Consider the following 26,650-nt stretch of genomic DNA (forward strand, 5'->3'; position numbering starts at 1 on the left):
GCGCTTGGAGAGGTTCAAGAAGAGATCCCGGACCATCCTGTGTACGTCAACACGGGGGATATAAAATAAGCGCCAAACTTTTCTTCTTTAATGGAAGCGATTTCAAAACAAGGAGCTGCTAGCTACTTTTATGATGTATTGTAGCAAACGCTCGCACTTAGCTCACTATTACCATCTTCCTTATAATCGACCTTACACACTCACACGCACACTTGCATAATTATCTTTACGCACTCGCCTAATCAATCTCCCACACACTCACTCGCATACGCTCACTATTACGCTACTAGCTCACTCTTACATACACACACACACACTCACTCACCAAGACGTTTCACACACTAGCTCTGATATGCACACTCAAAAAATTGGAGGAAGCTGCATGAATGCTAAGAAAAAAATCTTAAGCACCATCTTAGGCGTATCTCTACTTTTCTCAATGGCGCCCGCCGCCTTCGCGACTAACAATTACTATCCGTCCAATCAAGGTCCTTCTCAAGCCCAACCGCCAGCAGGACGCGAGTATTTTCCTACTGATATAAGTAAGCTGCCAAGTTCTGAAGGCCTGCCTGATCTGTTTAAGCTGCTTGACCCTACGAAGGGAACGAATGGATCTGTGACCACGAAGGAAGAATGGACACAAAGGCGTTCAGAACTCTCTGACTTGCTGCAGTATTACTATTACGGCTATGAAATGAAGACCGCTAAAGAGAATGTTACCTATTCAGGCAATCTAAGCACGAGTAACGCAACGCTTACGGTTACCGTCAAAAACCCTGAGAATGACAGATCCGGCAGCTATAATGTAACCGGTATTTACATCCCGACTTACAAACAGGGAGTATCGGATGCCGATCTGAAAGCCGGCGAAACCAACATCGCGCCACCCTATCCGTTTGTTATCGGCGTAGGTGGCGGTGTTTCCGCTAACATGCGCAACGCTTTCCTGCGTCGCGGTTACGCTGTGATGAACAATCCCACCGGCACGATTTACAGCGACAACGCAAGCCGGAGTGGCTTATATACCACACTGTATCCTTTTAATAAGGATACATATGAGGGCAATTCCGGCGCGCTGATGGGCTGGGCATGGGGGATTTCCCGCACCATCGACGCACTCGAAAATGGTGCCTATCAAGGCCTCATCGACCCTACTCGCTCGGTTGTTACCGGTGTTTCGCGCAATGGTAAGGGTGCAGCTCTCGCCGGAGCATTCGATGAGCGTATCAGCATTGTTGTGCCTGTTGATCCCGGGCAGGGGGGCATAGCCTCAATGCGTTATAGCTCCGAAGGCCGCATCTACAACTATAACGTGCCTAATAGCAGCACCGGTGCTCCGAACGCTTCTTACAGCAACTCCAATATGAACCGGAGCTTCTTCCGAAACGAGAAGCCAACCAACCTGCTCACTACCGGCGAGGCCCATTGGTTGGACGTCAAAGCCGAGGATTTCCGGTATGAGCTCGACAATCTCCCTTTCGACTCGCATGCACTTGCTGCGCTCGTTGCTCCCCGACCGCTTATCACCTATACGGGAGAAGGTTTTGACTGGCTGAGCTCCCCGGGAACTGTACTAGCTACAGTTGCAGCCAAAGAAGTCTATGAGCTCCTTGGTGTGGGCGACAACATCGCCGTCCGCGTCCATGACGGCGCGCATGCCTTCCAAGATCGCGACCACGCCTACATGTTGGCGATCATGGACCGTGAATTCCACGGAGGAAAGTATGGCGATCCGCTCAAGGTTGAAGGACCCGACACGCTAGGCGTTAACGTGAACCCGCCACTTCATCCTGCTGCCACCTACAGCAGCGTGTGGAAAATGTCCGTCTATCCGTACGAGGTAGACAGTTCATTTATCCGTTGGTCGCAGCCGGGCAAGTACTCGATTTATACCACGAACGAGATGTTGACAGCGGACTATCCCGCAACGATCAAAGCCTATTCGGACGCTCCGCAGGTTAAGCTGGACACAGGCTCAGGCACCTATACCGCTGATGTCGCCCAAGGTGTCGCTACTTTTGCGCTGAGCGCTGATAAGGTCAAAGCGGGTCGCTATACGCTTTCGACCATTGGAAGCAGCAAGGATAATAAGTCGGTCTACCTTCAGAGTTATGACCTCAAGGGGATTCTTCGCACCAGCATCACAGGTGATGACACGGGCGATCAACGGTGGGTTTTCGGTTTTACAAGTAAAGTCGATAAGAATGCCATCAAAATCTTCGCCAACAACGTGCCAGTTCCATCAAGTGTGAATGAAGGACTGGAGCCGGGGTGGATACTCCCTTATGGTGCTTCTATTAACACCGGCTATTCGAGCGCTGACGCTGATAACACCAACAAGCACTCCTTCTTTCAAGAAGAAGTCCCGGGTTTCCCGGTTAGTTATGCCGCAGGGACGAATAGGGTTGTCCGTCTTGAAGATGTTAAGCTCGAATCACTGCCAGGGTATAACTTTCAATTTTCCTATGATTTGAACAAAAATAAGTCAGTCATGCCGCCGTCATGGCCGTCCACGAATGTGAAGATTGGCCCGAGCGCCGATTGGCCGCAATATCCGAACAAAAACACGGATACGGGAGCAAGACCCGAATCCCTTCCGTGGCCAACTAGCAACCTGGGAGCTGTCACCTTTAATCCGAGCAACGCTGTGATTACACCAGACACCACAAGTGTTTCCATTGGATTTGAGAATGCGATGGACCCACAGAACTTCGGTTTCGGAACCAATTTCGCCAATGATTACACCGTAACTTGGAGCGAAAACAATACCATTGCGACCATTGGCTTTGATAAGCCTGTTGCATCCGGTGGCAAACTTATTCTTGCTCAGCTTAAAGACTCGGCAGGTAACGCCAACGTTCAGCCTTATGTCTTTGATCTTCAAGGCGTTAATGCAACCAGTCTGACAGGACCAGAGAATGTATCTACTGGCGATGTGTTTGATTTGAACTTTGGGCTAAACGGATACACCCAAGATGCACTGGCTCAAGATATGACGGTAACCTTCAATACGTATAAGCTGGACTTTATTGCACCTGCTTCGCTTAATAACGATTTTAAAGTGGTCGATTATAAAGTTATAGAACCAGGTAAAATCCGCTTGCTTAATGTGTTTTTCGGTAATTTGCAGGCAGATCCGAATGGAGCTCTATTAAAGCTGCAGTTCAAAGCTAAGCCGGATGCATCCGGAGATGCCGATGTTACGGTTTCCAATGTCATTGTAGTTGGCAAGGATGATGTTGAAAATGAAACCGCAGGAACATCACATAGTATTCATATTACTACCGTTGAGAAGCAGGATTTATCTGAGTTGATTGCAGAAGCACAAAGCACCTATGCGAATGCAACCGAAGGTAAGCTCGTGGGTCAATATCCTGTCGGATCGAAAGCAGCACTGAATACAGCAATCAGCGCAGCTCTGCAAATTGCTAATGATACGTCAGCTACGCAAAGTGCTGTAGATCAAGCCAAAACTTCCTTGAACGAGGCCCTGCAATTGTTCCGCAGCTTGGTCATTGTTTCGATACCTGGGGATACCAACAATGATAATAAAGTAAGTGTCGGGGACTTGTCGAGAATGGTCAAAGCTTACGGCAAAACATCACAAGATCCAGATTGGAATTCCGTGATGAGCCTAGACCTCAATCAAGACGGCTTCATCGATATCGAAGATTTAGTCCAAATGGCCAAATTGATTTTTAATTGGTAATAGGGAAGTGAAAGGGAGTCAGAGGAAGACAGGAAACTGTCTTTCTCTGCTTTTATTTTGAAAGAAGGTAGGGAGTTCGCTTGAAAAAAACCTCACGCATCGTCGCAATGATATGGCTCTGTATACTAGTTTTGGGAGCGAATATGGCAGCAGCTGAAGCGGATACAACGCCTACTTTTACATTAAGAACTTCGGAATCGAGCATAGGAATCGGGCATGAGGTCCATGTAGTCGTTGTGGGAGAGAATCTGCTGGATCTCTACGGATTTGAAATAAACTTGAATTATGATACGAAAAGGCTGCATTTTAAAAATGCTACAAGCAACATACCCGGATTATCTGTGCCTGCACTGGTCAATGGAAGTCAAATTAGGTTCGGGCACACCAAAGTAGGGGCAACGACGCCAGGTGATTCCGGAACGATCGAGATGGCTGCGTTTACCTTTGAAAGCATGGCTGAGGGCAAGGGGAGTGTCGAAATCAATCAAGTGAAACTCGTTAACAGTGCAGTTGTAGCATCCACCCTTAAGCCAAATGCGCGAATTGCTCTGGATGTGATTAGGAAAACGGTGAAACAACCGAGGGTATTTACCGACATTGCCGGTCACTGGGCTATGGAGAATATGAATAGAGCGTCAACGCTTGACTTCATTGATGGTTACCCAGACGGAACCTTCCGGCCTGAGGCATTGATTACAAGAGCGGAGTTTACCGTCATGTTGGATCGAGCTGTAGCTTTATTGGCATCGGGTGAGCAGTCGCTTGATTTCGCCGATCTGCTAGATATTCCTTCCTGGGCGCAACCCGCTGTCTTCAAGGCGGTGTCTGCAGGTGTAATAGACGGCTATGATGATCATACATTCCGTGCTGCAAATCCTATTTCCCGTGCGGAGATGACTGTAATGATTATGAGAGCTCTAGGCGAGGACATAGATCCGCAAAGCACCACAGACTTTGCAGATGCCGGTGAGATCCCCTCATGGGCTCATGCTTCTATTGCGCAAGCCGTGAAAAAAGGGCTCGTACAAGGACGAGAGCATCATGCGTTCGTGCCGAATGCCAACGCTTCCCGTGCAGAAGCGGTTACTTTGATTTTGGCACTTTATGACGACATAGCAAATAGATAAATCATACGAGACAGCCCTGACATTCGAAAAGATGGAGGGCTGTCTTCGTTTTCTGGGATTTTTTGAAAAAAAGGTATTGCAATCGGTTACAAGACTGAATTATAATGAATTCAGTTGAATGACTAGTATTACTAGTAAGACTAATTAGACTGGTAATATTTATTGGGAGCGATTTGTTAGTAGATCAATTTGTTATTAAAAATTTCATTAAAAAGGATGAACGCTTTATGCAGATTGAAATTAGCCAGACGACATCCTCAGTGGCGATCAAACGAAATCGATTGTCTTTTATTAGACGCCAATGGCAGTTGTATGTCCTAATGATTGTCCCTATGGCCTACTTTGTTATTTTTAAGTACATTCCGATGGCGGGGGTTGCGGTTGCGTTTAAGGACTATAACCTGTTCAAAGGTGTCTGGGGAAGTGATTGGGTAGGACTAGACGTGTTTAAAGAAGTCTTTTCTCTGCCTCAATTTTATAGAGCGTTCCGCAACACGCTGGTCTTAAACATTTTGGGTTTGGTTACGTTCCCAGTCCCCATTATTTTGGCGGTCATGCTCAATGAGATCCGCATTAGCTGGTTCAAGCGAGTGAGTCAAACGTTAATGTACTTGCCGCATTTTATTTCCTGGGTAATTGTCGGCGGGATGGCGATTGAACTTCTATCCACCAACAATGGGACGATTAACGAAATGATCAAGGCAATTGGCGGCCAACCGATTCCGTTTCTGGAAAAACCGATGTACTGGATTTCTACTTACGTAGGAACTGGCTTATGGCACCATGCAGGCTGGGGAACGATATTGTATTTGGCTGCGCTTACAGGAATTAATAAGGAATTATATGAAGCTGCGGAAGTGGACGGAGCTACACGAATGCGGAAGATTTGGCATATTACATTACCAGGCATCAAACCTACGATCATCGTTTTGTTCATTCTACAGATCGGTAACATGGCGAACATTAGCTTTGAACAGCCGTATGTCTTGCAAAATGGCTATGTGAAAGATGTATCCGAGGTTATTAGTACGTATGTATACACGGTAGGCATTCAGTCAGCGAGATTCGCTCTTGCTACAGCAGTAGGTTTGTTCCAATCGGTGGTAGGGCTCATTTTACTCTTGACGGCTGAATTTATATCTAGAAGAGTCAATAACCAGGGGATTTTCTAAGGGGTGAAACTATGTATCAAAATCCTACAAATAGAATTGTAGACGCTGCTATTATTGTTGTAATTGGAGTTTTCTGTTTGTTCTGTGTTGTGCCAATGATTCATATGTTCGCTTTGTCGTTAAGCGGAAACAGACCGATTATGTCTGGCGAAGTAACCCTTTGGCCAATTGAATGGACCTGGGGAGCGTACAAATCGGTGCTTGGAGATTTCGCGATGCTTCGCTCGCTGCTCTTTACGATTCTGTTGGTTGCTGGATATACATTGCTAACAATGGCCGTAACGGTGATGGCTGCATATCCACTGAGCAGACGGGATTTTAAAGGAAAACATATCTTCTTCTTGCTCATTATCATCACGATGTTCTTCAATCCGGGAATCATTCCACATTATTTACTGATCAAACAGCTTGGCATGTTAAACACGGTTTTCTCCTTGGTAGTACCGATCTTGATCAACGCGTTTCTCCTGATTATTCTAAAAACTAACTTTTCACAGCTTCCGGCTGAGTTGGAAGACTCCGCATGGATGGATGGATGTGGACACTTCCGATTTTTGCTCAAAATCGTGCTTCCGCTTTCACTGCCCATATTAGCAACGATTGGCCTTTATTCTGCGGTGGATCGCTGGAATATGTTCCAGGATGCCTTATTTTATGTGAACGATCAGCATCTCTATCCGATTCAATTAAAGCTCTACGAAATGGTTATTAATAGTCAAGCCAACGATGCATCCGCTCAGGAGGGTTTCAACTCCTCCACGCCAATTCCCCAAAGTTTGCAAGCTGCCAGCATCATGTTCTCGACCGTTCCGATCCTGCTCGTATATCCTTGGCTGCAGCGTTATTTCATTTCCGGTATGCTTGTCGGTGCCGTTAAAGGTTGATAGTTCCTCTTCGGCGGCCAAGGCAAGCATCCTACTACCGAAGGTTCTATATTAAAAAATTAGTTGAGATTAAAGGGAGGCAACACAATGCGGAAAATGCTTCATAAATCAGTGAATACGACATTGACAGTAGCGATGGCATCCTGCTTAGTATTAACTGCTTGCAGCAGTACTTCTTCAAGTGGTACCAACGAAAGCAGCAGTTCACCTGCGGCCGGCAGTGCCACTACGGCACCAAGCTCAAAGCCTATTACACTTACTGTAGAGCTCTTTGATAGAGCTAATACTCCAGCAGGCGCTCCACCAATCACAGACAACTTCATGACGCAATACATTCAAGAAAATTTCGGCAAACCGAACAATATCACAGTCAAATTCGTAACCGTACCGCGTTCGGAAGAGGTTAAAAAGCTGAATGTTTTGATGGCCTCTAACTCTGCGCCGGATATTGTTTTCACCTATGATAAGCCAACTGTGCAGAACTATGCGCAAAGCGGAGGATTAGCGGATTTGGGGCCGGTCATTGATAAAGTGGGTCCTCAGCTGAAAAAGGTGCTTGCCCCTTCCTTACCGGATGGCATGTTCAATGGTAAACAGTATGCGATTCCTGCACTACGTGTCATTCAATCCCAGACAACAACGTTTGTTCGCAAGGATTGGCTGGATAAGCTGAATATGCCGGTGCCGACGACGACCGACCAATTTCTGCAAACGATGAGGGCTTTTAAAGAAAAAGACCCGGGAAATACAGGCGGAAAAGTCATCCCTTATTCGTATATCGATATTTTCCACATGCAGCCGTTAATTCAATCCTTCTGGGATTGGAGCAAAATCACGCCGGCGGATCTGTACGCTACGCCAAACTGGGAGCAGCCGGGTAATAAAGACGGCCTCAAGTTCTTGAATCAAATGTACAATGAAGGTTTAATTGATAAGGATTTTGCGCTTGCCTCTGACTTTAGCCAAGCATTTGCGCAGCAAATGGTGAATGGCATCGCAGGAGCGGGTACACCGAATACGAATGAACCGGTTTATAATGGCTATTATTCGAACTTGAAGAAGAACAATCCGGCAGCAGAATTGGTGGCAATCGATCCGTTCTCAACGAAAGACGGAAAACATCCAAAGCCTAAATATCCAGCATACGGTGCGTATCTGATGATTCCAAAAGCAAGCCCGAACGTTGAGGCGGCCGTGAAATATTTGAACTGGATGTCTGAGCCGAAGAATATCCTAGCGCTTCAAAACGGTAAGGAAGGTGTCTCCTATAAGCTAGACAGCAACGGTGTACCTCTTAACCTTGATACTGCAGAAGCGAAACAAATTCTGTATAACTACTATGATTATGCCATCATCTTAAATGGTAAATATGTGAGCCCAGATGAGCCGCAAAAAAATATCGAGGCAAACGCAACGGATCCGAACTTTAAAGATTTTACAGTGAAAAGTATTCAAGCCGGATCTAATGATGCTTATACAATCCCGCGTGTCGATACGCCGATTCAGGCTGAAGTGAAGTATGCAACCATTTTGAAGGATAAAGAAAAAGAAATGTTGACCAAAATCGCCACCGCCAAAACAGCTGATTTCAGCAAAGTATACGACGACCAAGTGAAAGCGTATATGGAAATGGGCGGTACGGCTGTTAAAGAAGAAAAGAAAAAAGCTTATGAAGAGTTTTACAAAAACCAAAAGTAATCTCATTTAAATAACATAATTAAAAAAGTGGTTGTACAGAATGATTTCTGTACAGCCACTTTTATTCGTTGTCCTTATTCTGAATGTTCGCAAAGGCCTCTGCATACTCGCTGGCTGCTTGATCTAAGCCATGCTTTTTCGCTTTTTCAATGGCCGATTTAAAGCCGTTCTCATCTATTTTACCCATGACATACTTCACTTTTGCATCATTTAGGATCTGAAGAAGCTCGTTTCCTTTCTCAGTCCAAGTTTTAGAGAATAGCGTTAATGTGGGATCTGGAACCGCATAGGTTCCGTTCATGTCTTCAACCTCTAATTGGCGTTTGGTTATCGGATCCATATCGCCCGGTGTTTTCAGATCATCGGTTGGGACAACTCGCATGACCCACTTATAAGGAAAAGCCACTTGGTTTTCATATTGATCTTGATTGGTGCGCAGTGGTTTGCCGTCTTTCAGTTCATAATGTTTGCCTTGAATGCCCCATTCGAGAAGATCGGCCATTTCGTTGTCAGCGAGTTTATCGAAGAATGTCAGCAGCTTTTTGAGATCATCTTCCGTTTTGACAGATGACTTAGGGAACATGATCATTCCGTTAGATCCGCGATCGGCAGCAACATGAAGGCCTTCTGGACCCGCCAATGGGCCAGTCATATCCATTAAGGACATGGGGCTATGGTTTTGAACGCGCGACTGATAGGCTAAAGCCGTATTCGTAGTATTTCCTATGGCGCCTGCTTTGCCATTCTCGAAGTCGCCTTCGAATTTGGCACGTTCGACGGTAGCGAAGTCGTGATTCATTAAGTTCTCGTCATACAGCTTTTTCGTGAAATTCAACCCCTCCATATACTCGGGGGTTTCTTCCATTCGGGTGAACGTACCCTCTTCTAACCGCCAGTTATTCGGTGAGCCAAAAGTAACGCCGAAATCCGGGATGAATTGTCCAGCAGTCATCATATACGAGACTCCGTAGGTGTCATCTTTGCCGTTTTTATCCGGATCATTCTCCGTAAAAGCTTTAAGCATCTGGTAGTAGTCATCCATCGTCGCAGGTGGATTTAAACCGAGCACTTCTATCCAGTCTTTTCGATAAAACACAGTGTTTCTGGAGATCGGTCGCGTTCGAGGCAATCCATATAACTTTCCATCCACTTTGACATTATTATAAATCAAAGGGTTTAGGGTGGCGAGGTTCCTGTAGTCGTCGATATAATCGGTTAGGTTCCAAAAATCTCCTTCCTGAATCGCACTGAGAATGTAGGACTGTCTAGGGTCACCCGCAATAACCATCGGTAATTGTCCAGTAGCAATCATAGCGGGGAGTTTACTGTTATAATCGCTAGCTTGGTTATAGGTGATCTGCAGCTTCGTGTTCGTGTACAGCTCAATGGTTTGCTGCACCTCATTGCTGGCTTGAGGAACTTCTTTACCGGCAAAGTCTAGAGACATGTTAATCTGGAATGATTGCTCATCTGTTATGTCAGTAGTTATGCTCGGAAACACAGCCTTATTTTCTGTGGAACACCCTGCCAAGGTAGGGAGAGCGATTAATCCTATCACGATGACCTTCAAATCATGCCCTTTCATATGCCCTTTCATAAAAATACCTCCATTTATAATGACAAATAACGTTACTGATAATACTGATATTACTAGTCCGTTTAATGCTCATATTTTAAATCATACCTCATCTTTAAGCAAGAAAAAAATGGTATATTAGAAAGGCATCGAAGCTTTGAGTTATTAACCGTCTAGGGGAGATACATATGGTCGGATGGAAGCGATTTCAATTGTTTTTATTAACAGGCATCTTTCTTGGTACTTTGCTTACTTCGTGCTATTCAACAAAAGAACAAACGAAAGTTCCGTTTCCAGATGGGGGAGGGAAAGTGAAATTGCGGATAGCATGGTGGGGCTCTCAAGAGCGTCATGAAGCTACCATGTCTGTTTTACACTTATATACACAGAAATTTCCCAATGTTACCTTCGAGCCGGAGTATTCCGGTTTGGAAGGGTACTTGGATAAAATTAATACCCAGGCGTTAGCGAAAAATCCACCTGACATTGTCCAGCTCGACGCAGGATGGATCTCGGATTGGGCAAGTCGGCAGGAATTGATTCCGTTAGAACCCGGCGTGAATCTATCCAAGGTGGACCCGAAACTTTTGACCTCCGCGCAGTACAAAGGGAAGTTATATGCTGTGCCTTTAGGTTCGGTTGCTTTCGGAATGATTTATGACCGTTCAGCCCTAGAGAAGCTGGGAATCGAAGCGCCGAAGAATGGATGGACATGGGATGACTTTTTCCAAATGGCAAGGGAATCCAAGTCTAAACTGCCGAAAGGAGTCTATTTTACAAAGGATTTTGCTGGCGATTACTTTGCCTATTCAGCCTTTCAATACAGCAGAGGCAAGGAAAAGGTGATGACGGACGACGGGAAGTTTAATATTGATAAGAACACCTTCCTAGAATGGGCGCACACCTTCGAGCAAATGCGCCTGGACGGCATTGTTCCTCCGGCAGAGATCAATCTCTCCGATAAGGAGTTTGATCCTAGTCTCGATTTGATAGTGGCTGGCAAAATTATTATGAGAATGTCCTTCTCCAACAATCTAGGCGGCTGGGACAGCTTGAAGAAAGGCGCATATGCGCTTGTCACCATGCCTAGGTCGCAGCAAGCGGGCGGGTGGCTGAAACCCTCGATGTTCTTCGGAGTTTCAGCAAACAGCCATTACCCGGAAGAGGCGAAGGCATTCATCGATTGGTTCATCAATGATCCGGAAGCCGGGGCCATCTTAAAGACTGTTCGCGGACTGCCTGTTAATAACGAGATTGCGACTTCCATTGAAAAGTACATGAGTGACATCGACAAGGACGGATTAAGCATGTTCTATGCGACATTAAAAAACGGTCAAGCTTACAGTCCAGGCCCGAACGGTTGGATCAATTATGTGGATAGGGATTGGCCACTGGTCAGGGATCAATTGAGTTTTGGCAGAATTACACCGGAGGAAGCGCTGGAGCAGCTTAGAGTGGCTGCGCAAAAATATGAAAACTAGTTGCGTCTTTAAACTGTTTTGCATATCTGGTATACTAATCATATTAGATGTATCAGGAGGAGTGTTATCCGGTGGACATGAAGCTTCCCGTTTCTTCGCGTGATACCAAGGGTCTACTGATTCGGGATCACGTGTACAATACGCTAAAAAATAATATCATGGAGTTAAAGCTTGAGCCTGGCCGTCTCATTTCGGAGAAGGAAGTTATCGAGATGCTTCAAGTAAGCAAAACCCCTATTCGAGAAGCCTTAGTCTTACTCGCACAAGAGGATTTAATTGAGACCGTTCCACAGAAGGGAACTTATATTTCACTGATTGATCTCGGTCTTGTGGAAGAAGCTAGATTTGTTCGAGAAACGATGGAAAGGGAGATTGTGCGCAGAGCTTGCCAAGATCTGAAGACGGAGCAGATTATGCAGCTGCAGCATCTCCACTCGCTCCAGGAGTTATGTGTGGAAGAGAAAAACTATGAACGCTTTTTTGAATTGGATGAAGAGTTTCATAGAACGATTATTGTGGGCTGCGGCAAAACGCATACATGGAGCATGCTGGAGCAGATGAATGTCCATTACAACAGGGTTCGCATTCTGCGCCTTGCGGATGACGAAGACTGGAGGCTTATTCTAGAGCAGCATCAAGGGATTATTCAAGCTATTCGCGATAAAGATCCAGACCGTGCCGAGAAGATTATGGGTGAGCATTTAAGCAGAGTGCGATTTGAAAAAGAAGAATTAATGAATAAATATCCAACGTATTTTAAATAGCATGATAATTTCGAAGACCTGTCGATACTCGGCAGGTCTTCGATTAGTATGAAGTGCTGCTTATGGAGAGGATGGTTGGTCTGAAAGTGTTCAATCCGTTTAAAAAGTATCGCATTGATCGATTATTCTTCTATAGCTTTGCCACGTTAATTGTGATTGTGCTCACTTTAACGGTCTTGATCAGCTTTCGTATGTCATCGAAAGAACTGGCCCAAACGACTTCGCTTTATCAGCATAAGCTCCTTGTGGAGTTAAATAAGGAAATTTCTACTCGGCTTCAATCCATTGAACAGATCTCTCTCTCTTTATCTCGTGATGAGCAGCTCATTTCTTACCTTCGAGTACAGAAGGACGAGTATCAACGCTATCAAGAATCAAGGAATGTAGCCCAAACTTTGGCTAATGTCACGTACTCCATTCCCATGATTCAAGGGATTGATCTTTATATGGATGAGCCGGTATTCGGTGATTCCAAGAGTTATATTCAATATATTGAGAGGTCCGCGGCCTCGAGCCAAATATGGTACAGCGCCTTGCAAGATAACGATTCAACCTTGTCAAGTGAACACGTGATTCCAAGTTTCCAAGGAACCGTACCTGTTTTGAGTTATGCTAGAAAAATTATGTATGACAATAAATATTTGGGTATTCTTGTTATCCATATCAAGGCCGAAAGTATTCGAGCTGCATTGGCAGGACAATCATCGGAAGTAAACCGTTTGATACTCGATGATACCGGTAAATTATTATTACACACGGGGAATATCTCGAATCATGTTCAGTTATCCCAGTGGCTGGAGCATAAATTGGACGATTCCGGATATACGCGGATTCAGGGTGAAGCTGGACTAGATGATAACTTACTAGTGTATTCCAAGTCGCCAAGTTCAAATTGGATTCTAGTAGAAGTAACGCCCTGGGAGCAAATAACGGCTGGCGGATTTAAGCTTGCGGAAGCAGTAGGAATCATAGGTGTAATAGCCATTCTCTTAGCCTTGCTGCTTGCTTTATGGCTTAGCAAGCAATTTACCAAGCCTATTAAATATTTGATCAGCATGATGTCGGCATATTCGTTAGGAGGAAAGAAAATTAATGTACCTAAGGATTACGAGAATGAATTTGGCTACTTGTTCTTAGGGTACTCCAGACAGAATGAACGGATTGAGGAACTGTATCGTTCGCTGCAGATCCGTCATGAACAGCAGCGCAAAGCGGAGATTGAAGCCTTGCAGGCGAATATCAACCCTCATTTTTTATATAATACGCTTGATCAATTGAACTGGATGGCCATAACTCGTGGGCAGCATGAGATCAGCAGAATCATAGAATTAATGGGGCGAATGTTCCGCATAGGGCTTTCGAATGGAGAAAGCTTCGTGACATTGGCGGAGGAAGTGATGCATGTGGAGAGCTATTTGGAGATCCAACAATTGCGTTGGAAAACCGGACTTGAGTATGCCATCACGGTAAGCAAAGATAGTAAGCAGTTATTCCTGCCCAAGCTGATTCTTCAACCCTTTGTAGAAAATTGCATTATCCACGGCTTTGCAGTTCGAAGTACGGGATGCATTCAGCTAAACATTGGAGTAAGTAATGATACCGTGCATATTGTCATCGAGGATGATGGAGTTGGCTTACAGATGAAGCCGGAGAAACAACAGCAACGACAAACAGGAGGTTACGGCGTACGCAATGTGAAGGAACGGATTAAAGGTTATTTCGGGGATAGTTACGGCGTTATCTTGAAGCCGCGCGAAGAGGGCGGGACGAGCGTACACATCACGCTGCCATCCTTAACGTCACGCCCGGATTCAACCCAATGGGGAAAACACCCTGATTAATTGGAATGGATTTTATAATAATTTGTGCATTAGTCGCATTTAAGCGCTTAAGAGATCATGCTATCATTTCATTTAGGAGGTTTCCAAACTATGTGGAGAATCGCAATCATTGACGACGATCGCCAAGTGCTTCAGGGCATGAAGTCTGCCATCCCTTGGGAGGCGCTGAATGCCGAATACGTCGGGGAAGCCATGACCGGTGAAGATGGTTTACAAATGGTATTGGAAGCTCAGCCGGATATCGTGATTACGGACATTTATATGCCTGTCATGAATGGTATTGATATGATTGAGCGGTTACGAGAAGAGGAATTTCAAGGGAAAATCATCATTCTAAGCGGCTATTCGGATTTTGAATTCGCAAGGCAAGCCTTACGGTTTCAGGTAAGTGATTATGTGTCCAAGCCTATTTCCTTGCAAACGCTTAACTCTGTTCTTTCCAAAGTGATTGAGGAGCTTACGGATGAGGAAGAACAGCGAATGAAGCAGATTGATCTTGAGCAGAAGCTATCGATGTACGAGCCCTTTGTTCAGAGGGAATGGGTTCAATCTGCTGTTGCGGGCACACTCGGAAGTAACTGGCATGAGTCTATGCTGCCGCCTCAGTTTCATTATTGGCAACACAAAACACATATTGTGTTGGGAATCGAAATTGTTCGTGATTTGCGCGCCAGTGAAGTCTTACTGTCGGATTGGAACTTATTCCGATTTGCTGTTCATAATATCGTTTCAGAGATCGTAAAGGAGCAATTTGAAGATTATGAATACACGAATCTGCACAGCACACGCTCAGCGTTGTTGTTACATCTTGATATAGACGAAGCATACACGGATTCCTTAGAGAAGTTAACTAAGCTCTCAATCCGAATCATAGAATGCATTAGACTTCATTTAAAGTTGACAGTTCGCGTTGGTATTGGAGCCATCAAATCGCATTGGACGGATATTCCCGATTCCACGGAAGAAGCCTTTCGTGCTATGGACCTCAAGGAGCAGCGTGTAAACACCATTTATGATGTGTTCATGTACAGCAGTATTTTCAAAGGTGAAAAGGAAACGGCAAGAATTAGACCCGTGAAATTTTATTCGGAATTGGCCGGGGCGATTAAAATATCTCACGAGGCTAGGGCCTATGAGATTATCGACATGCATGTTGAAGCGATCGAGCGAAATATGTTGTCGAGTACACCTGATTACCTACAGATGCTGGCAGGTGAGCTTTGGGGTATTTTTGCCTATTGCCTGTATGAGGTTGGGATGGTGCTGGATGATCTGTTTTCCAATGAGCAAGTGGTCATGGAAATGGCTGGCATTACGAAGTCCGAGCATTTGGCCAAATGGTTGAAAGAGAAAATATCGGTGATTTGCACAAGCAGAGAATTCAAGGGAAACAGCAAACATCAACAAGTTGCCGATTTCATGACACAGCATATCCATGAACATTATATGGAAGATATTAATCTCAGTGATTTGACAAGCAAAGTCTACGTTTCAAGAAATTATCTTGCTATTATTTTCAAAAATGCTACGGGAGAAACCTTTAACAACTATTTGACGCGTGTACGAATCGAAAAGGCTAAGGAGCTGCTCTTAGATCGCAATATGTTGGTTTATGAAGTGGCCAAAAGAGTGGGGTATAAAAACGTTCCTTATTTCAGCAACCTGTTTAAAAAATATACCGGCATGAATCCTACCGACCTAGTGAAATGAAGTGAAGAAATTTATCTTTCTATAGGGGTGAATCCATTGTCTTTGCAACTTCATGATGTGAGTGGTTCCGTTCGGGACCAAGTGTATGAAGCGTTGAAGGATAACATGATTGAGATGAGCTGGAAGCCAGGGATGCTGATCTCGGAATCGATGGCTGCAGAAATGATGCTCGTAAGCCGAAGAGTCATTCGTGAAGCATTTGCGAGGCTGGCGAAAGTCAGATTAGTTGAAATTATCCCTCAGAAGGGCTGTTATATTACGAAAATCGATTTGGCACAGGTTGATGAAACCGATTTCATCCGTGAGCAGCTGGAAGCAGAAGTGATTCGTTTAGCCTGTATGAGGATGACGGCGGAGCATATCACTTTGCTTCAGGATTTGCTTGAACAGCAGGAGCTTGCTATTGAAGAGCGGCAATTCAAAACATGCATCGAACTCGACGATCAGTTTCATGAACGGATTTTCATCGGGTGCAACATGGAGCGCACATGGGCTGTCCTGCAGCAAAAGTCGATGAATAGTAAGCGGGTCCATTTTTTGATGGAACCGAGTTTAGATTACTGGCGGACGATGATCAATGAGCATAAGGTGATTTTGCGAGCTATTCAGAGCAAAGACCCCGAGCAGGGAGTGGCTGTATTGAGAAAACATTTCACACTGCAGGATTTTGATAAGCTTGCTTTATTGCATAAGTATTCGATTTATTTTAAGTAGTGAGAATGGGGGGCGTACTTCCATTTCACCAAAGAACGGCTTCTTGTTTATTTTTTTAAAAGGAGGCATCCCTTCGTCATTTTTATGACTTGTGGGACAGCTTCGTCAGATTAACGGGAATTACTCCCGTTATTTCGAGGAGTAACGCTGATATAGCAAGAATAAATGGAATTACTCCCGTTAATGGTGACATTTGAGCTGGGAAGAAGGGATGTCGGAGCAAATTAACGGGTTTTTTTCCAGTTAACTGGATTTGTGAGCCTGGTCGTGCTGAAATAACGGGAGGATTTCCCGTTATCGTTGAATGAGCTTTGCGGGCAAGCACCTCCCGCGCGAGCGGTTCTATGAAGGTGTATGAACCTTCACCCTGCAGACAAATGTAGCGTTGTTATCGTATTCTGGCATTCATCGGTTCCCTGGACAAAGAGGCGCCCCCTCAGTCATTTTTATGACTTTGGGTGCAGCCTCTTTGTCCTTAGATAAAGCGAATCACCTTATGCGCGTATCGCCCCAGCTCCATATGTCGGATTCATGTTATAAACAAACAATCGGACATTATTGAGCCGTTTGCATCAGGAATAAAGGGGATTTCCACTGTTTTATCGCGTTTGCATTTTTTTGATTTGGGCTAAAAAAGCAGGTTGGAAGGGCTTACAAAAATGTCCGATAGCCGGAAAACGGATATGGCTGCATACTGAATCTACACCGCTCGCGAGGCGATCAACTTTCTTGGAGGTGAAGAGGATGAAACGGGTGACTGCACCTAATTCAATAGAAATTGCGCAACCGGGTACCCGTGAGCATGCGAAACGCCGTGCAAACATAACGGGAAGATTGCTGAAAGACAAATGGCTGTACGTGCTATTAGCTCCGGGATTGCTATATTTTATCATTTTCAAATATGTCCCGATGTGGGGCGTGCTGCTTGCTTTTAAAAACTATCAGCCATTTCTTGGCTTTTGGAAAAGTGATTGGGTTGGCCTGGAACATTTCCGCGTGTTTTTCACGAACCCTGAATTTTTCATGCTGCTCCGTAACACGCTGTTGCTCTCGTTTTATAATTTGCTGTTTTTCTTTCCGGCACCGATCATTCTAGCGCTGCTCTTAAATGAAGTTCGCCTGGCTTTCTTCAAGAGAACGATTCAAACGCTGATTTATGTACCTCATTTTATTTCATTAGTAATCGTGGCCAGCTTGACATATGTGTTCCTGACAACGCAAGGCGGGATAGTGAATGAGATGCTGGAGCAGTACACAGGCGCCAAAATTGATTTTCTGGCAAGTCCGGAGTGGTTCCGTCCGATGATCATCATTCAAACGATTTGGAAGGAATGCGGATTTGGCACAATCATCTTCCTTGCTGCTCTGGCAGGTGTGGACGTTGAACAATATGAAGCAGCCATCATGGATGGTGCAAACAGGTTCCGGCAGGTGTGGCATATAACACTGCCTTCAATTCGAAGTACGATCATCATTCTCCTCATTCTGCGGATGGGGGATGTTTTGGACAACGGTTTCGAGCAAATTTTTTTGATGCTGAATCCTTTGAACAGGGAAACAGCGGAAGTTTTCGATACATACGTGTATATGATGGGGATTACACAAGGTGCTTTCAGTTATAGTACAGCTGTTGGCTTATTCAAAGCTATCGTCGGCGTCATTCTTGTTCTCGGCGCAAACTGGCTGGCGAAGCGTTTCGGCCAATCCGGGATTTATTAGGTGAAGGAGGAGAGGCACATTGAATACAAAATACAGAAGCTTATCAGGGACCGTATTCGACGTAAGCAATTATATCCTGCTTAGTATCATCGGTATCGTGGCCGTTCTGCCCTTTATCTATGTGGTGGCTGGTTCTTTCGCCTCGGATACGGAGCTGACGCAAAGAGCGGTCTTCCTGATTCCGAAAACGTTCACCTTATCGGCTTACGAATTTATTTTTTCAACGGATACGATTTTGAAAAGTATTTGGGTTTCGCTTTACGTAACTGTTCTAGGTACGATGGTCAATCTCTTTTTCACCGTAACGATGGCGTATGCCCTGTCCAAAAGAGGGCTTATGGGACGAAATACGGTCTTAAACATGATTGTTTTCTCTATGCTCTTCGGCGGCGGTTTGATTCCGACTTATATCGTTATTCGCGAGCTGCATATGATCGATACTTACTGGGCTTTAATGATTCCGGGGGCTATCAGCGCCTTTAACCTAATCATCGTCAAAAACTTCTTCCAAGAGCTCCCGCAAGAACTGGAGGAAGCGGCCAAAATTGACGGCTGCACGGAGCTAGGACTTCTCTGGCGCATTGTTCTTCCTTTATCCATGCCAGTTCTGGCTACATTCACTTTGTTTTATGCGGTTGGCCACTGGAACAACTTTTTCTCCGCCCTGTTGTATCTCAACGATCCCGCCAAATGGCCGCTACAGGTCATGCTGAGGCAGATAGTCCTGCTTTCTCAAATGGCGGCAGGCGATATGACCACAGTCGATCCGCAGTTCGTGAAGCAGCAGGAGCAGTCCATCAAAATGGCGGTTATCGTCGTCGGCACCATCCCTATTTTGCTCGTCTATCCGTTCCTGCAAAAGCATTTTGCCAAGGGGGTCCTTATTGGATCGGTCAAAGGGTAAACGGATTACGATAGTTAATCTTTACAGTTTCCCGGCAATTCAGCTTTAGGCCATGCCTGGAGACTGCCCATTTTAAAGGAGGAGCGATCATATGAAAAAGAACTCAAAAAAATGGATTTCCGTCGCAGCCGTCAGTACAGTGGCTATGACAACCATTGTTGGCTGCAGCAGCGGAGGTAAGGATGCCGCAACCACTCCTTCATCCTCAGCATCGTCGGCACCATCTGCAGCTACGCCTGCCCAGCAGCAAGCTCCGCTGGATCTTAACGTCATGCTTCCGATTTTCAAAACAAACTTCCCCAAAGACGACGGTCCGGTTGTGACGGAAATCGAGAAAAAGACCAACACCAATATCCATTTGGAATGGGTACCTAACGCATCCTACACGGATAAATTCAACATCACGCTCGCTTCGGGCAAGCTTCCTAGTATCATCTATGTACCTGACGTAAAGAATCCGAGCTTTGTGAATGCAGCGAAGTCTGGCGCGTTCTGGGAAGTAGGCAAGTATTTGAAAGAATTCCCGACGCTAAGTCAGGCGAATTCAATCATCATGAACAACTCTTCTATTGATGGCAAAAACTACGGTGTTTACCGTGGACGCGCACTTGGCAGAAACGGTATTAACTACCGGAAAGACTGGTTGGAAGCTGTCGGCATGCAGCCGCCAAAAACGATTGATGATTTCTACAATATGTTGAAAGCGTTTAAAGAGAAAGATCCGGATAAAAACGGTAAAAATGACACTTACGGCATGGTTATGGTGAAATGGACGGGTCAATGGGCAAGCAGCTTTGACATTATGAAGCTTTGGTTCGGTGCCCCGAACAAATGGGGTGTCGTCGATGGCAAATTGATGCCTGAGCATCAAACGCCGGAATATCTGGAAGCGTTGAAATTCATGAAAAAGTTGTATGATGAAAAGCTGATCAACCAGGACTTTGCTGTATTTGATTCGGCAAAATGGAACGACCCTGTCGTCAATAATCAAGCCGGCGTCATCATTGACGTTACGGATAATGCTGCTCGTTTGGATGATAAAATCCACCAGACGCTTGCGAAAGAAGGCAAAGATAAGCCCGATATTCACTATATTGATAACATGATTGGCGTCACAGGCAAATCGGGTCTCAAAGCGCTGCCAACGTCCGGTTTCGCAGGATTGCTCGCCATTCCGAAATCATCTGTGAAAACGGAAGACGATGTGAAACGCGTGCTGAAATTCCTGGATCAAATGAACTCGCCGGAGCTTACGACAATGGCAGGTTATGGTTTGGAAGGCAAGCACTACACCAAAGAAGGCGACGCCGTAGTGCCTAGCAAGGATTCCGCGCTTCTGGAATCCGAAGTTGAAGGCTTGAACCAAATGCTGCCGTTCATTCCAGAGGATCGTGGCTTGAAAGTGAAACAAACACCGCTTCGCCTGCAAACGGCCAAAATTCAAAAAGAAGCCGAGCAGTTCATCATCGCTAACCCTGCCGAGCCATTTATCTCCCAAGTTTACTCGCAGAAAGGTCAGCAGCTCGACAATGTTATCAATGATGCGCGCATCAAATTCATCGTCGGGCAAACGGACGAAGCGGGCTTGAAGAATGCGTTTGAAACTTGGAAAAAATCAGGTGGCGACGATTTAGTGAAAGAAATGAACGACCTTTACGCAGCTGTAAAGAAGTAATAGCTGAATAGCTTAGGGCAGTGCAAGCGAGCGCTCAGGCACTCAGGATTCGCTAGTGAATTAGCGGATCTTGGGTGCCTTTTTAGCTAGTTGCCTCTCGTCTCACAGGTCACGGCAAGTTAGCGGAACTACAGGGCGCTATTTCGCCAAAAACGCCGATTTTCGGGAGTAGAGGGAACTAGGGTCCGCTATTCCGCCACACCATCAGATATTTGGATGATGGGGGTGAAATAAGACCCTGTAGTTCCGCTCAGCCCCTGACATTGTGCTTTTTCACTAAATAAGGGCCTGTAGTTCCCATACTATGGCGGGGCATCGAGTGCCCAGTCCCAGAGCGAACTCTGTCCATGCACGCAGGCTAGTTGCAGGGGCGGGGAGGCAGAGCTCTTCTTCTGCGGCTCTGTCCTCTGTAGAAAGTCGGAAAAGTAGGGGAAATACACTGAAAATTAACTTCCCATCGCCAACTTTCCGTAATATGCTCAAGGTTATAGTGTCACTTGCTTGAAGCTAAACTTAAGAATGGGTTGGTGAAAACATGCGCTTAAGCACCGTTAAAGCAAGATTCGGTAACAGGCAGGGCCGGACGGACGGCGGCAAAGGCCGCTTTTTTAGAAAAAGCCTGATCATGATTTTTATCGTCTCCGGCATCCCGGGACTCATTATGGGTGCGCTGGTGTATGGGATAGCCGGCGGGCGAGTAGAGAGCGAGCTGTTGCAGCTGCATTACGGGCAGATCGAGCAGCGTTCCCAGAACATTGACGATCAATTGAGCAATCTTGAACTGCTCCTCTCACACTGGGCATTTGACAATAAATTCGACTACAGCTTGAACGGCTTCGATTTCGTGAGAAACTTCGAAAGAACGCAAGATATTACGAGAACGCTCATTGCTATGCAGGGCTCCAATGCGCTGGTCAAGAAGGCGGAACTGTATGTAGGCGGTTCGAGCACAGTCCTTTTTAATCCTGAATATACCGTGCTGGATAACAAGACGACATCTGGCATGTACGATAAGCTGATTCACGGCAAAAATGTTACCTACTGGACGCAGTGGTCCTTTGATACGACGCATCCGAATACGAAGGACCTGACGCTAATTCACCATATTCCTGGTGGGAGCTTGCATCCTTTTGGCGTCTTAGTCTTTAGGTTTGACAACGATAAAATCGCGAACATGTTGAAAACGATGACGCCGTACGATGAAGGCGAAACTTTCGTGTTGCAAAGTGCCGGAGAGCTTTATGTCTCGTCTAACGGAAGCGCTTCCAAATCACCTTTTGTCACGGCCTTGAGGGAGAAAATGGCATCTTTGGGCTCGCCGAAAGGCTCCTTCTTTTTAGATTACAAAGGGAAGACCTATACGGTTTCCTATGGCAGCTTATCCAGAATCGCAGATGATTGGACTTATGTATCTGCTTCTCCAATCACCAGTATCATTTCGCCTGTGGTGTTTATTTCCAAGCTGATCATCACGGTAAGTTTGATCGCTTTGCTGCTTGCGGCTCTGCTTTCTTGGCTGGCCTCGCGGAGCATCTATTTGCCGGTGAAACGACTTGTCTCACTGCTGGGCAGTCATGCGAATTGGGCCGGTCGGGAAGATGAATTCACCGTGATCGAGAAGCAATGGAGAGACTTGCACAAGGAGAGTCTTGAGCTGAATACCAAGCTCAAGGAGCAGCTGCCGCATGTGAAAGACAGTTTTCTGCACCAGTTGCTGCAGGGTTACCTGAATGAATACTCGGAGGAAGACTTGCTTCGACGAATGGAGCGGTTTAAGTGGGATGTCAGAGATCGTCATTTTACTGTGCTGTATGTCCAGCTAATCGGCATGACGAATTTGGACGGGACGTTCCGCCATGGCGATGAGGGGCTTGTGACATTTGCGGCTGTCAACATGATCAAGGAGCTGGCCGCCCAGCATTTCGAACAAAGCGACACGCTCAATTTCCACGACCTTACGGCAGGTCTGCTGCTGATTACACCGGAAAATCAATCCGTCGTGGATGCTTTTGAGATATTCAGTGAAGAGTTGACGCAGTACATTAATCGTATTCTGAAAATGCACGTCACCATCGCGATCAGCCGTCCAGTATCGCTTATTTCGGATGTTCCGCTTGCTTTTGACAGAACGAAACAAGCAGTCAGCTACCGTAATTTTGAAAATGTAAACCAAATTATCGATATGGAGAAGGATCATCTCGAAGGAGATGAGGTTTCGGAGCCTCAATACCCGTTTGCGCTGGAGCGGGAGCTGATTCAGGCGCTTCGTACCGGCCGGGAAGAAGAGGCGCATGTCATGCTGGCATCATTCCTTGATGCGCTATCCGGCAAAGGAGCAAAGGAGATCGATGTGCAGCAAGGCATGCTGCATCTTCTCGGCAACGTTCAGCACGCCATTATGGTTTCCGGTATTAACCCGAACCGGCTGTTCAAAGGGGCAAATTTGTATGAGCAGCTTTCCCAAATCAGGGAGCCACGGAGAATCCTGGAATGGTTCCAGGACAAGGTCCTTGCTCCGTTCCAGAAGGAGCTGTCAGGCCGCTCCGATGCACAGGTCAAGCGTATGATCGAGCAAGCGATGATTTATTTGCAGCAAAATTATAGGAATGATATTTCACTCGACAATTGTGCGGATCATACCGGGACCAATCCCTTTTTCCTCAGCAAGACGTTCAAACAGGTAACCGGGAAAAATTTTATCGATTATTTAACGGAATTGCGAATGGACAAAGCCAAAGAACTGCTGCGCGAGTCAGAGATTAAGATTTGCGATGTTGCCGATCAGGTCGGCTATCAGCACAGTTATTTTAACCGTATATTTAAAAAGCTGGAAGGCATGACGCCGACCCGTTATCGGGAGCTTAGCCGAAGCACATAAAGCTGTAAACAATAATGTTTTAATGGAATAAAAAAGTGCAAATCGCCCAGGCACCCCCGTCAATAATGTCTCATTGTAGGCAAGAGGTCGCATTTTTACAATGAAGTTATGAGGAAGGGAGATGCATACGTTTGGCAACGGAAACGAAAGTGAATCTGCACTGGTTAAGCAAAGATAAAGCTGTGTCTATGCCTGTTGGCATGACTTGGGGAATACCGTGGAAGGAAGGCGAGCTGCGCAGGGAGGAGTCCTTGCTTCTAGCGCAAGCGAACGGCGAGGGGGCCATCCCGTTGCAAAGCTGGCCGACGGCTTATTGGCCGGATGGCAGTGTGAAATGGTCTGCACATGCGGCAGCGGTTCCACACCAGGTAACGGATAGTTTCGTCATTACGAAAGGAAGCGGGCCTGTCCCTGACAAATGTGTCATTGTTCGAGAGACTGACGACACGATTACGCTGGATACAGGTGTGATGGTTTGTACGCTGGGCAAGCAGGGCACTCCTTGGCTGCGCAGCATCGTCCGCCAAGGGGCAGAGGTGTGCAGCGGAGGCCAGTTGATCTGCTTGAAAGAATCTCGGACCGAAGTGTCCGGGATTCGGACGATAACGGAAGAGCCGTTCGAGAGCCGCATCCATCAGGCGGTTGTAGAGCAGAGCGGGCCTGTCCGTGCGGTGGTGAAGCTCAGCGGGAGGCATCGTGCGGTTAACGGCTCGCGGGAATGGCTGCCTTTTTCAATGCGATTGTATGTCTATGCGGGCTTGGAGTCGATTCGGCTTGTACATACGTTCCATTATGATGGCAATCCGAACGAGGACTTTATCAAAGGGCTTGGCATCCGTTTGGCGGTGCCGATGCGAGGTGCCCACTATAACCGGCATGTCCGCTTTGCGGGAGATAAAGGGTATTTTGGTGAATCGCCAAAAACGCTGCACACACGGCGTACGAAGGGAAAATACCGGAATCTATTTGAACGCCAGACGCTAGGTGAAACGGTTGACTTCGATCCACAAGAAGACGGCTATTTCTTAAGCTTGCTGGATGATTCGGCAACGTGGGACAGCTTTAAGCTGGTTCAGGATTCGTCGGATCACTACCGAATCTGGAAGCAAACGAAGGCGGTATGCAGCTGGGTAAAGGTGACGGATGGACAACGAGCAGGCGGGCTTGGCTACATTGGCGGGGAGGGCGGCGGCTTGGCTGTTGGGCTGCGCCATTTTTGGGAGAAGCACCCGTCAGGTTTTGATGTGCAGGGCATGGCAGGGGCGGAAGCCGCTTGGACTGTTTGGCTGTGGTCGCCGGACAGTGCGCCGATGGATCTCCGCCACTACGATACGGAAACGCATGTGGAGTCGTCCTATGAAGGTGCGGAGGAGCTTCGCGCCACGCCGTATGGCATCGCTAACACGAGCGAGATGACGTTATGGTGTTTGGCAGCGACACCAGGACCAGAGCTGCTGGATAGCCTGCTTGCGGAGTCGCAAGATCCGTCTTTGCTTGTTTGTGAACCGGCCTATTATCATGCCGCACGCGCCTTTGGCTATTGGAGCCTCCCAGATCGGAGCAGCTTTGCGAAAGAAACGCTGGAGCAGCGGCTGGACGGCATCATCGCGTTTTACCAGGACGAGGTGGAGCAGCGCAAGTGGTACGGGTTCTGGGACTATGGCGATTACATGCATAGCTATGACCCGGTTAGGCATGTGTGGAACTATGATCTCGGCGGATGTGCTTGGCAAAATACCGAGCTGGCGCCAAATATGTGGCTGTGGATCATGTTTTTACGCACGGGCCGGGGGGATATCTTCCGCATGGCGGAGGCGATGACCCGGCACACGAGCGAAGTCGATGTGTACCATTTCGGCGAATATGCCGGACTTGGTTCACGGCATAATGTGGTGCATTGGGGCTGCGGCTGCAAGGAAGCTCGCATCGCTATGGCCGGTCTGCATCGCTACTACTATTATTTGACGGCTGACGAGCGGATCGGAGATATGATGGACGAAGTGAAGGATTCGGATTTCACGACGGTGAATTTGGACCCGATGCGAGCCTACTTTCCGAAGGATGAGCACCCGACTCATGCCCGTGTGGGCCCGGACTGGGCAGCCTTCAGCTCCAACTGGATGACCCGTTGGGAACGCTATGAGGACACAGCATACCGGGACAAAATTGTCCTAGGGATCGAATGCATCAAAGGCGCGAATTACGGTCTGATCTCCGGGCCTACCTATGGCTATGACCCGAAAACCGGCGTGTTGACGCCGCTTGGCGATGATAACTGGGGACGGCATTTGGCGATATGTATGGGCGGTCCGCAAGTATGGTTTGAGCTCGCCGGCATGCTGAAGGATCCGAAGTGGGAGGAAATGCTAGCCGATTTTGGCGTTTACTATAACAAATCGCAGGAAGAGAAGGATCTGCTCACAAAAGGAGAGATCAGCACCAAGCACTTCGAGCATCCTGTGCTTAGTGCGGCGATTGTTGCTTTTGGCGCTTACTATAAGAAGGACGAGGAAACAGCGCGCGCATGCTGGTCCATCCTTCTGGGTAACCCATTCGCCCGGGTTGATTTGCAAAAAGACGCTTCGCATGTCATGCATGTGAACGATCTCAAAGAGATCGATTGGATGAATACGAATGAGGCGGCGCAATGGTCACTCAACACCATTATGGCTTTGGAGTTCATTCCGGATACGATCCCGGAGGAAAAGCGCTGATGGTGGGCTTGAATCGCTCGCTGGGAAAATGGAATGCCGTCAAATGTCTCCTTTTATCGCGGAATACGGGAATATGCAGGTCTT

16 protein-coding genes are annotated in these 26,650 nt (G+C 46.6%); 15 read left to right on the forward strand and 1 reads right to left on the reverse strand.

Going from position 1 to position 26,650, the window contains the following annotated elements; genetic code table 11:
• Positions 1 to 382 precede the first annotated feature (382 nt).
• From AC58UW_RS27200 to AC58UW_RS27220, 5 genes are all read left to right on the forward strand, one after another.
• Positions 383 to 3,709 carry a glucuronyl esterase domain-containing protein gene (locus AC58UW_RS27200; RefSeq protein WP_497423688.1) on the forward strand — a complete coding sequence of 1,109 codons (3,327 nt, stop codon included), beginning with the start codon at positions 383 to 385 and terminating at the stop codon, positions 3,707 to 3,709.
• A gap of 80 nt (positions 3,710 to 3,789) precedes the next feature.
• Complete coding sequence (locus tag AC58UW_RS27205) at positions 3,790 to 4,836, forward strand: S-layer homology domain-containing protein (protein ID WP_497423689.1); 1,047 nt, start codon at positions 3,790 to 3,792, stop codon at positions 4,834 to 4,836.
• A 227-nt stretch (positions 4,837 to 5,063) separates the two neighbouring features.
• Positions 5,064 to 6,008 (forward strand): ABC transporter permease, encoded by a 945-nt coding sequence (locus AC58UW_RS27210; RefSeq protein WP_497423690.1) that lies wholly within the window; start codon positions 5,064 to 5,066, stop codon positions 6,006 to 6,008.
• Between the two features lie 11 nt (positions 6,009 to 6,019).
• Positions 6,020 to 6,892 (forward strand): carbohydrate ABC transporter permease, encoded by an 873-nt coding sequence (locus AC58UW_RS27215; protein ID WP_497423691.1) that lies wholly within the window; start codon positions 6,020 to 6,022, stop codon positions 6,890 to 6,892.
• 87 nt (positions 6,893 to 6,979) lie between these two features.
• A complete protein-coding gene (locus tag AC58UW_RS27220) occupies positions 6,980 to 8,590 on the forward strand; it encodes an extracellular solute-binding protein (RefSeq protein WP_497423692.1) in 1,611 nt (536 codons plus the stop codon).
• 61 nt (positions 8,591 to 8,651) lie between these two features.
• Here AC58UW_RS27220 and AC58UW_RS27225 read toward each other — a convergent pair whose 3' ends face one another.
• Complete coding sequence (locus tag AC58UW_RS27225; protein ID WP_497423693.1) at positions 8,652 to 10,187, reverse strand: extracellular solute-binding protein; 1,536 nt, start codon at positions 10,185 to 10,187, stop codon at positions 8,652 to 8,654.
• A gap of 167 nt (positions 10,188 to 10,354) precedes the next feature.
• On the opposite strand from AC58UW_RS27225, the gene AC58UW_RS27230 reads away from it, so the two are divergent.
• The 10 genes from AC58UW_RS27230 to AC58UW_RS27275 all read left to right on the forward strand — a co-directional run bounded on the left by AC58UW_RS27230 (position 10,355) and on the right by AC58UW_RS27275 (position 26,566).
• The gene (locus AC58UW_RS27230; protein WP_497423694.1) at positions 10,355 to 11,647 is read left to right on the forward strand and encodes an ABC transporter substrate-binding protein; all 1,293 of its coding nucleotides are present in this window, start codon (positions 10,355 to 10,357) and stop codon (positions 11,645 to 11,647) included.
• A 77-nt stretch (positions 11,648 to 11,724) separates the two neighbouring features.
• Complete coding sequence (locus AC58UW_RS27235; protein ID WP_497423731.1) at positions 11,725 to 12,411, forward strand: GntR family transcriptional regulator; 687 nt, start codon at positions 11,725 to 11,727, stop codon at positions 12,409 to 12,411.
• 62 nt (positions 12,412 to 12,473) lie between these two features.
• The gene (locus tag AC58UW_RS27240) at positions 12,474 to 14,252 is read left to right on the forward strand and encodes a cache domain-containing sensor histidine kinase (RefSeq protein ID WP_497423695.1); all 1,779 of its coding nucleotides are present in this window, start codon (positions 12,474 to 12,476) and stop codon (positions 14,250 to 14,252) included.
• A gap of 90 nt (positions 14,253 to 14,342) precedes the next feature.
• Positions 14,343 to 15,962: a response regulator transcription factor gene (locus tag AC58UW_RS27245; protein ID WP_497423696.1), complete on the forward strand. Its 1,620-nt coding sequence runs from the start codon at positions 14,343 to 14,345 to the stop codon at positions 15,960 to 15,962.
• A gap of 36 nt (positions 15,963 to 15,998) precedes the next feature.
• A complete protein-coding gene (locus tag AC58UW_RS27250; RefSeq protein WP_497423697.1) occupies positions 15,999 to 16,676 on the forward strand; it encodes a GntR family transcriptional regulator in 678 nt (225 codons plus the stop codon).
• 744 nt (positions 16,677 to 17,420) lie between these two features.
• Positions 17,421 to 18,395, forward strand: coding sequence for an ABC transporter permease (locus AC58UW_RS27255; protein ID WP_497423698.1), 975 nt, complete (start codon positions 17,421 to 17,423; stop codon positions 18,393 to 18,395).
• A 19-nt stretch (positions 18,396 to 18,414) separates the two neighbouring features.
• On the forward strand, positions 18,415 to 19,299 hold the full coding sequence (locus AC58UW_RS27260; protein ID WP_497423699.1) for a carbohydrate ABC transporter permease: 885 nt from the start codon (positions 18,415 to 18,417) through the stop codon (positions 19,297 to 19,299).
• 91 nt (positions 19,300 to 19,390) lie between these two features.
• The gene (locus AC58UW_RS27265) at positions 19,391 to 20,974 is read left to right on the forward strand and encodes an extracellular solute-binding protein (protein WP_497423700.1); all 1,584 of its coding nucleotides are present in this window, start codon (positions 19,391 to 19,393) and stop codon (positions 20,972 to 20,974) included.
• Positions 20,975 to 21,509: 535 nt separating this feature from the next.
• Entirely contained in the window at positions 21,510 to 23,852 is a 2,343-nt protein-coding gene (locus AC58UW_RS27270) for a helix-turn-helix domain-containing protein (protein WP_497423701.1), read from the forward strand.
• A 131-nt stretch (positions 23,853 to 23,983) separates the two neighbouring features.
• Entirely contained in the window at positions 23,984 to 26,566 is a 2,583-nt protein-coding gene (locus tag AC58UW_RS27275) for an exo-rhamnogalacturonan lyase family protein (protein WP_497423702.1), read from the forward strand.
• Positions 26,567 to 26,650 lie beyond the last annotated feature (84 nt).

Source organism: Paenibacillus sp. J22R160 (assembly GCF_059692135.1).

Bases quoted from the DNA above. Each gene is read 5' to 3' on its own strand.
- AC58UW_RS27200 (WP_497423688.1), top strand. From the start codon at position 383: ATGAATGCTAAGAAAAAAATCTTAAGCACCATCTTAGGCGTATCTCTA.
- AC58UW_RS27210 (WP_497423690.1), top strand. From the start codon at position 5,064: ATGCAGATTGAAATTAGCCAGACGACATCCTCAGTGGCGATCAAACGA.
- AC58UW_RS27215 (WP_497423691.1), top strand. From the start codon at position 6,020: ATGTATCAAAATCCTACAAATAGAATTGTAGACGCTGCTATTATTGTT.
- AC58UW_RS27220 (WP_497423692.1), top strand. From the start codon at position 6,980: ATGCGGAAAATGCTTCATAAATCAGTGAATACGACATTGACAGTAGCG.
- AC58UW_RS27225 (WP_497423693.1), bottom strand. From the start codon at position 10,187: ATGAAAGGGCATATGAAAGGGCATGATTTGAAGGTCATCGTGATAGGA.
- AC58UW_RS27230 (WP_497423694.1), top strand. From the start codon at position 10,355: ATGGTCGGATGGAAGCGATTTCAATTGTTTTTATTAACAGGCATCTTT.
- AC58UW_RS27235 (WP_497423731.1), top strand. From the start codon at position 11,725: ATGAAGCTTCCCGTTTCTTCGCGTGATACCAAGGGTCTACTGATTCGG.
- AC58UW_RS27240 (WP_497423695.1), top strand. From the start codon at position 12,474: ATGGAGAGGATGGTTGGTCTGAAAGTGTTCAATCCGTTTAAAAAGTAT.
- AC58UW_RS27245 (WP_497423696.1), top strand. From the start codon at position 14,343: ATGTGGAGAATCGCAATCATTGACGACGATCGCCAAGTGCTTCAGGGC.
- AC58UW_RS27255 (WP_497423698.1), top strand. From the start codon at position 17,421: ATGAAACGGGTGACTGCACCTAATTCAATAGAAATTGCGCAACCGGGT.
- AC58UW_RS27265 (WP_497423700.1), top strand. From the start codon at position 19,391: ATGAAAAAGAACTCAAAAAAATGGATTTCCGTCGCAGCCGTCAGTACA.
- AC58UW_RS27270 (WP_497423701.1), top strand. From the start codon at position 21,510: ATGCGCTTAAGCACCGTTAAAGCAAGATTCGGTAACAGGCAGGGCCGG.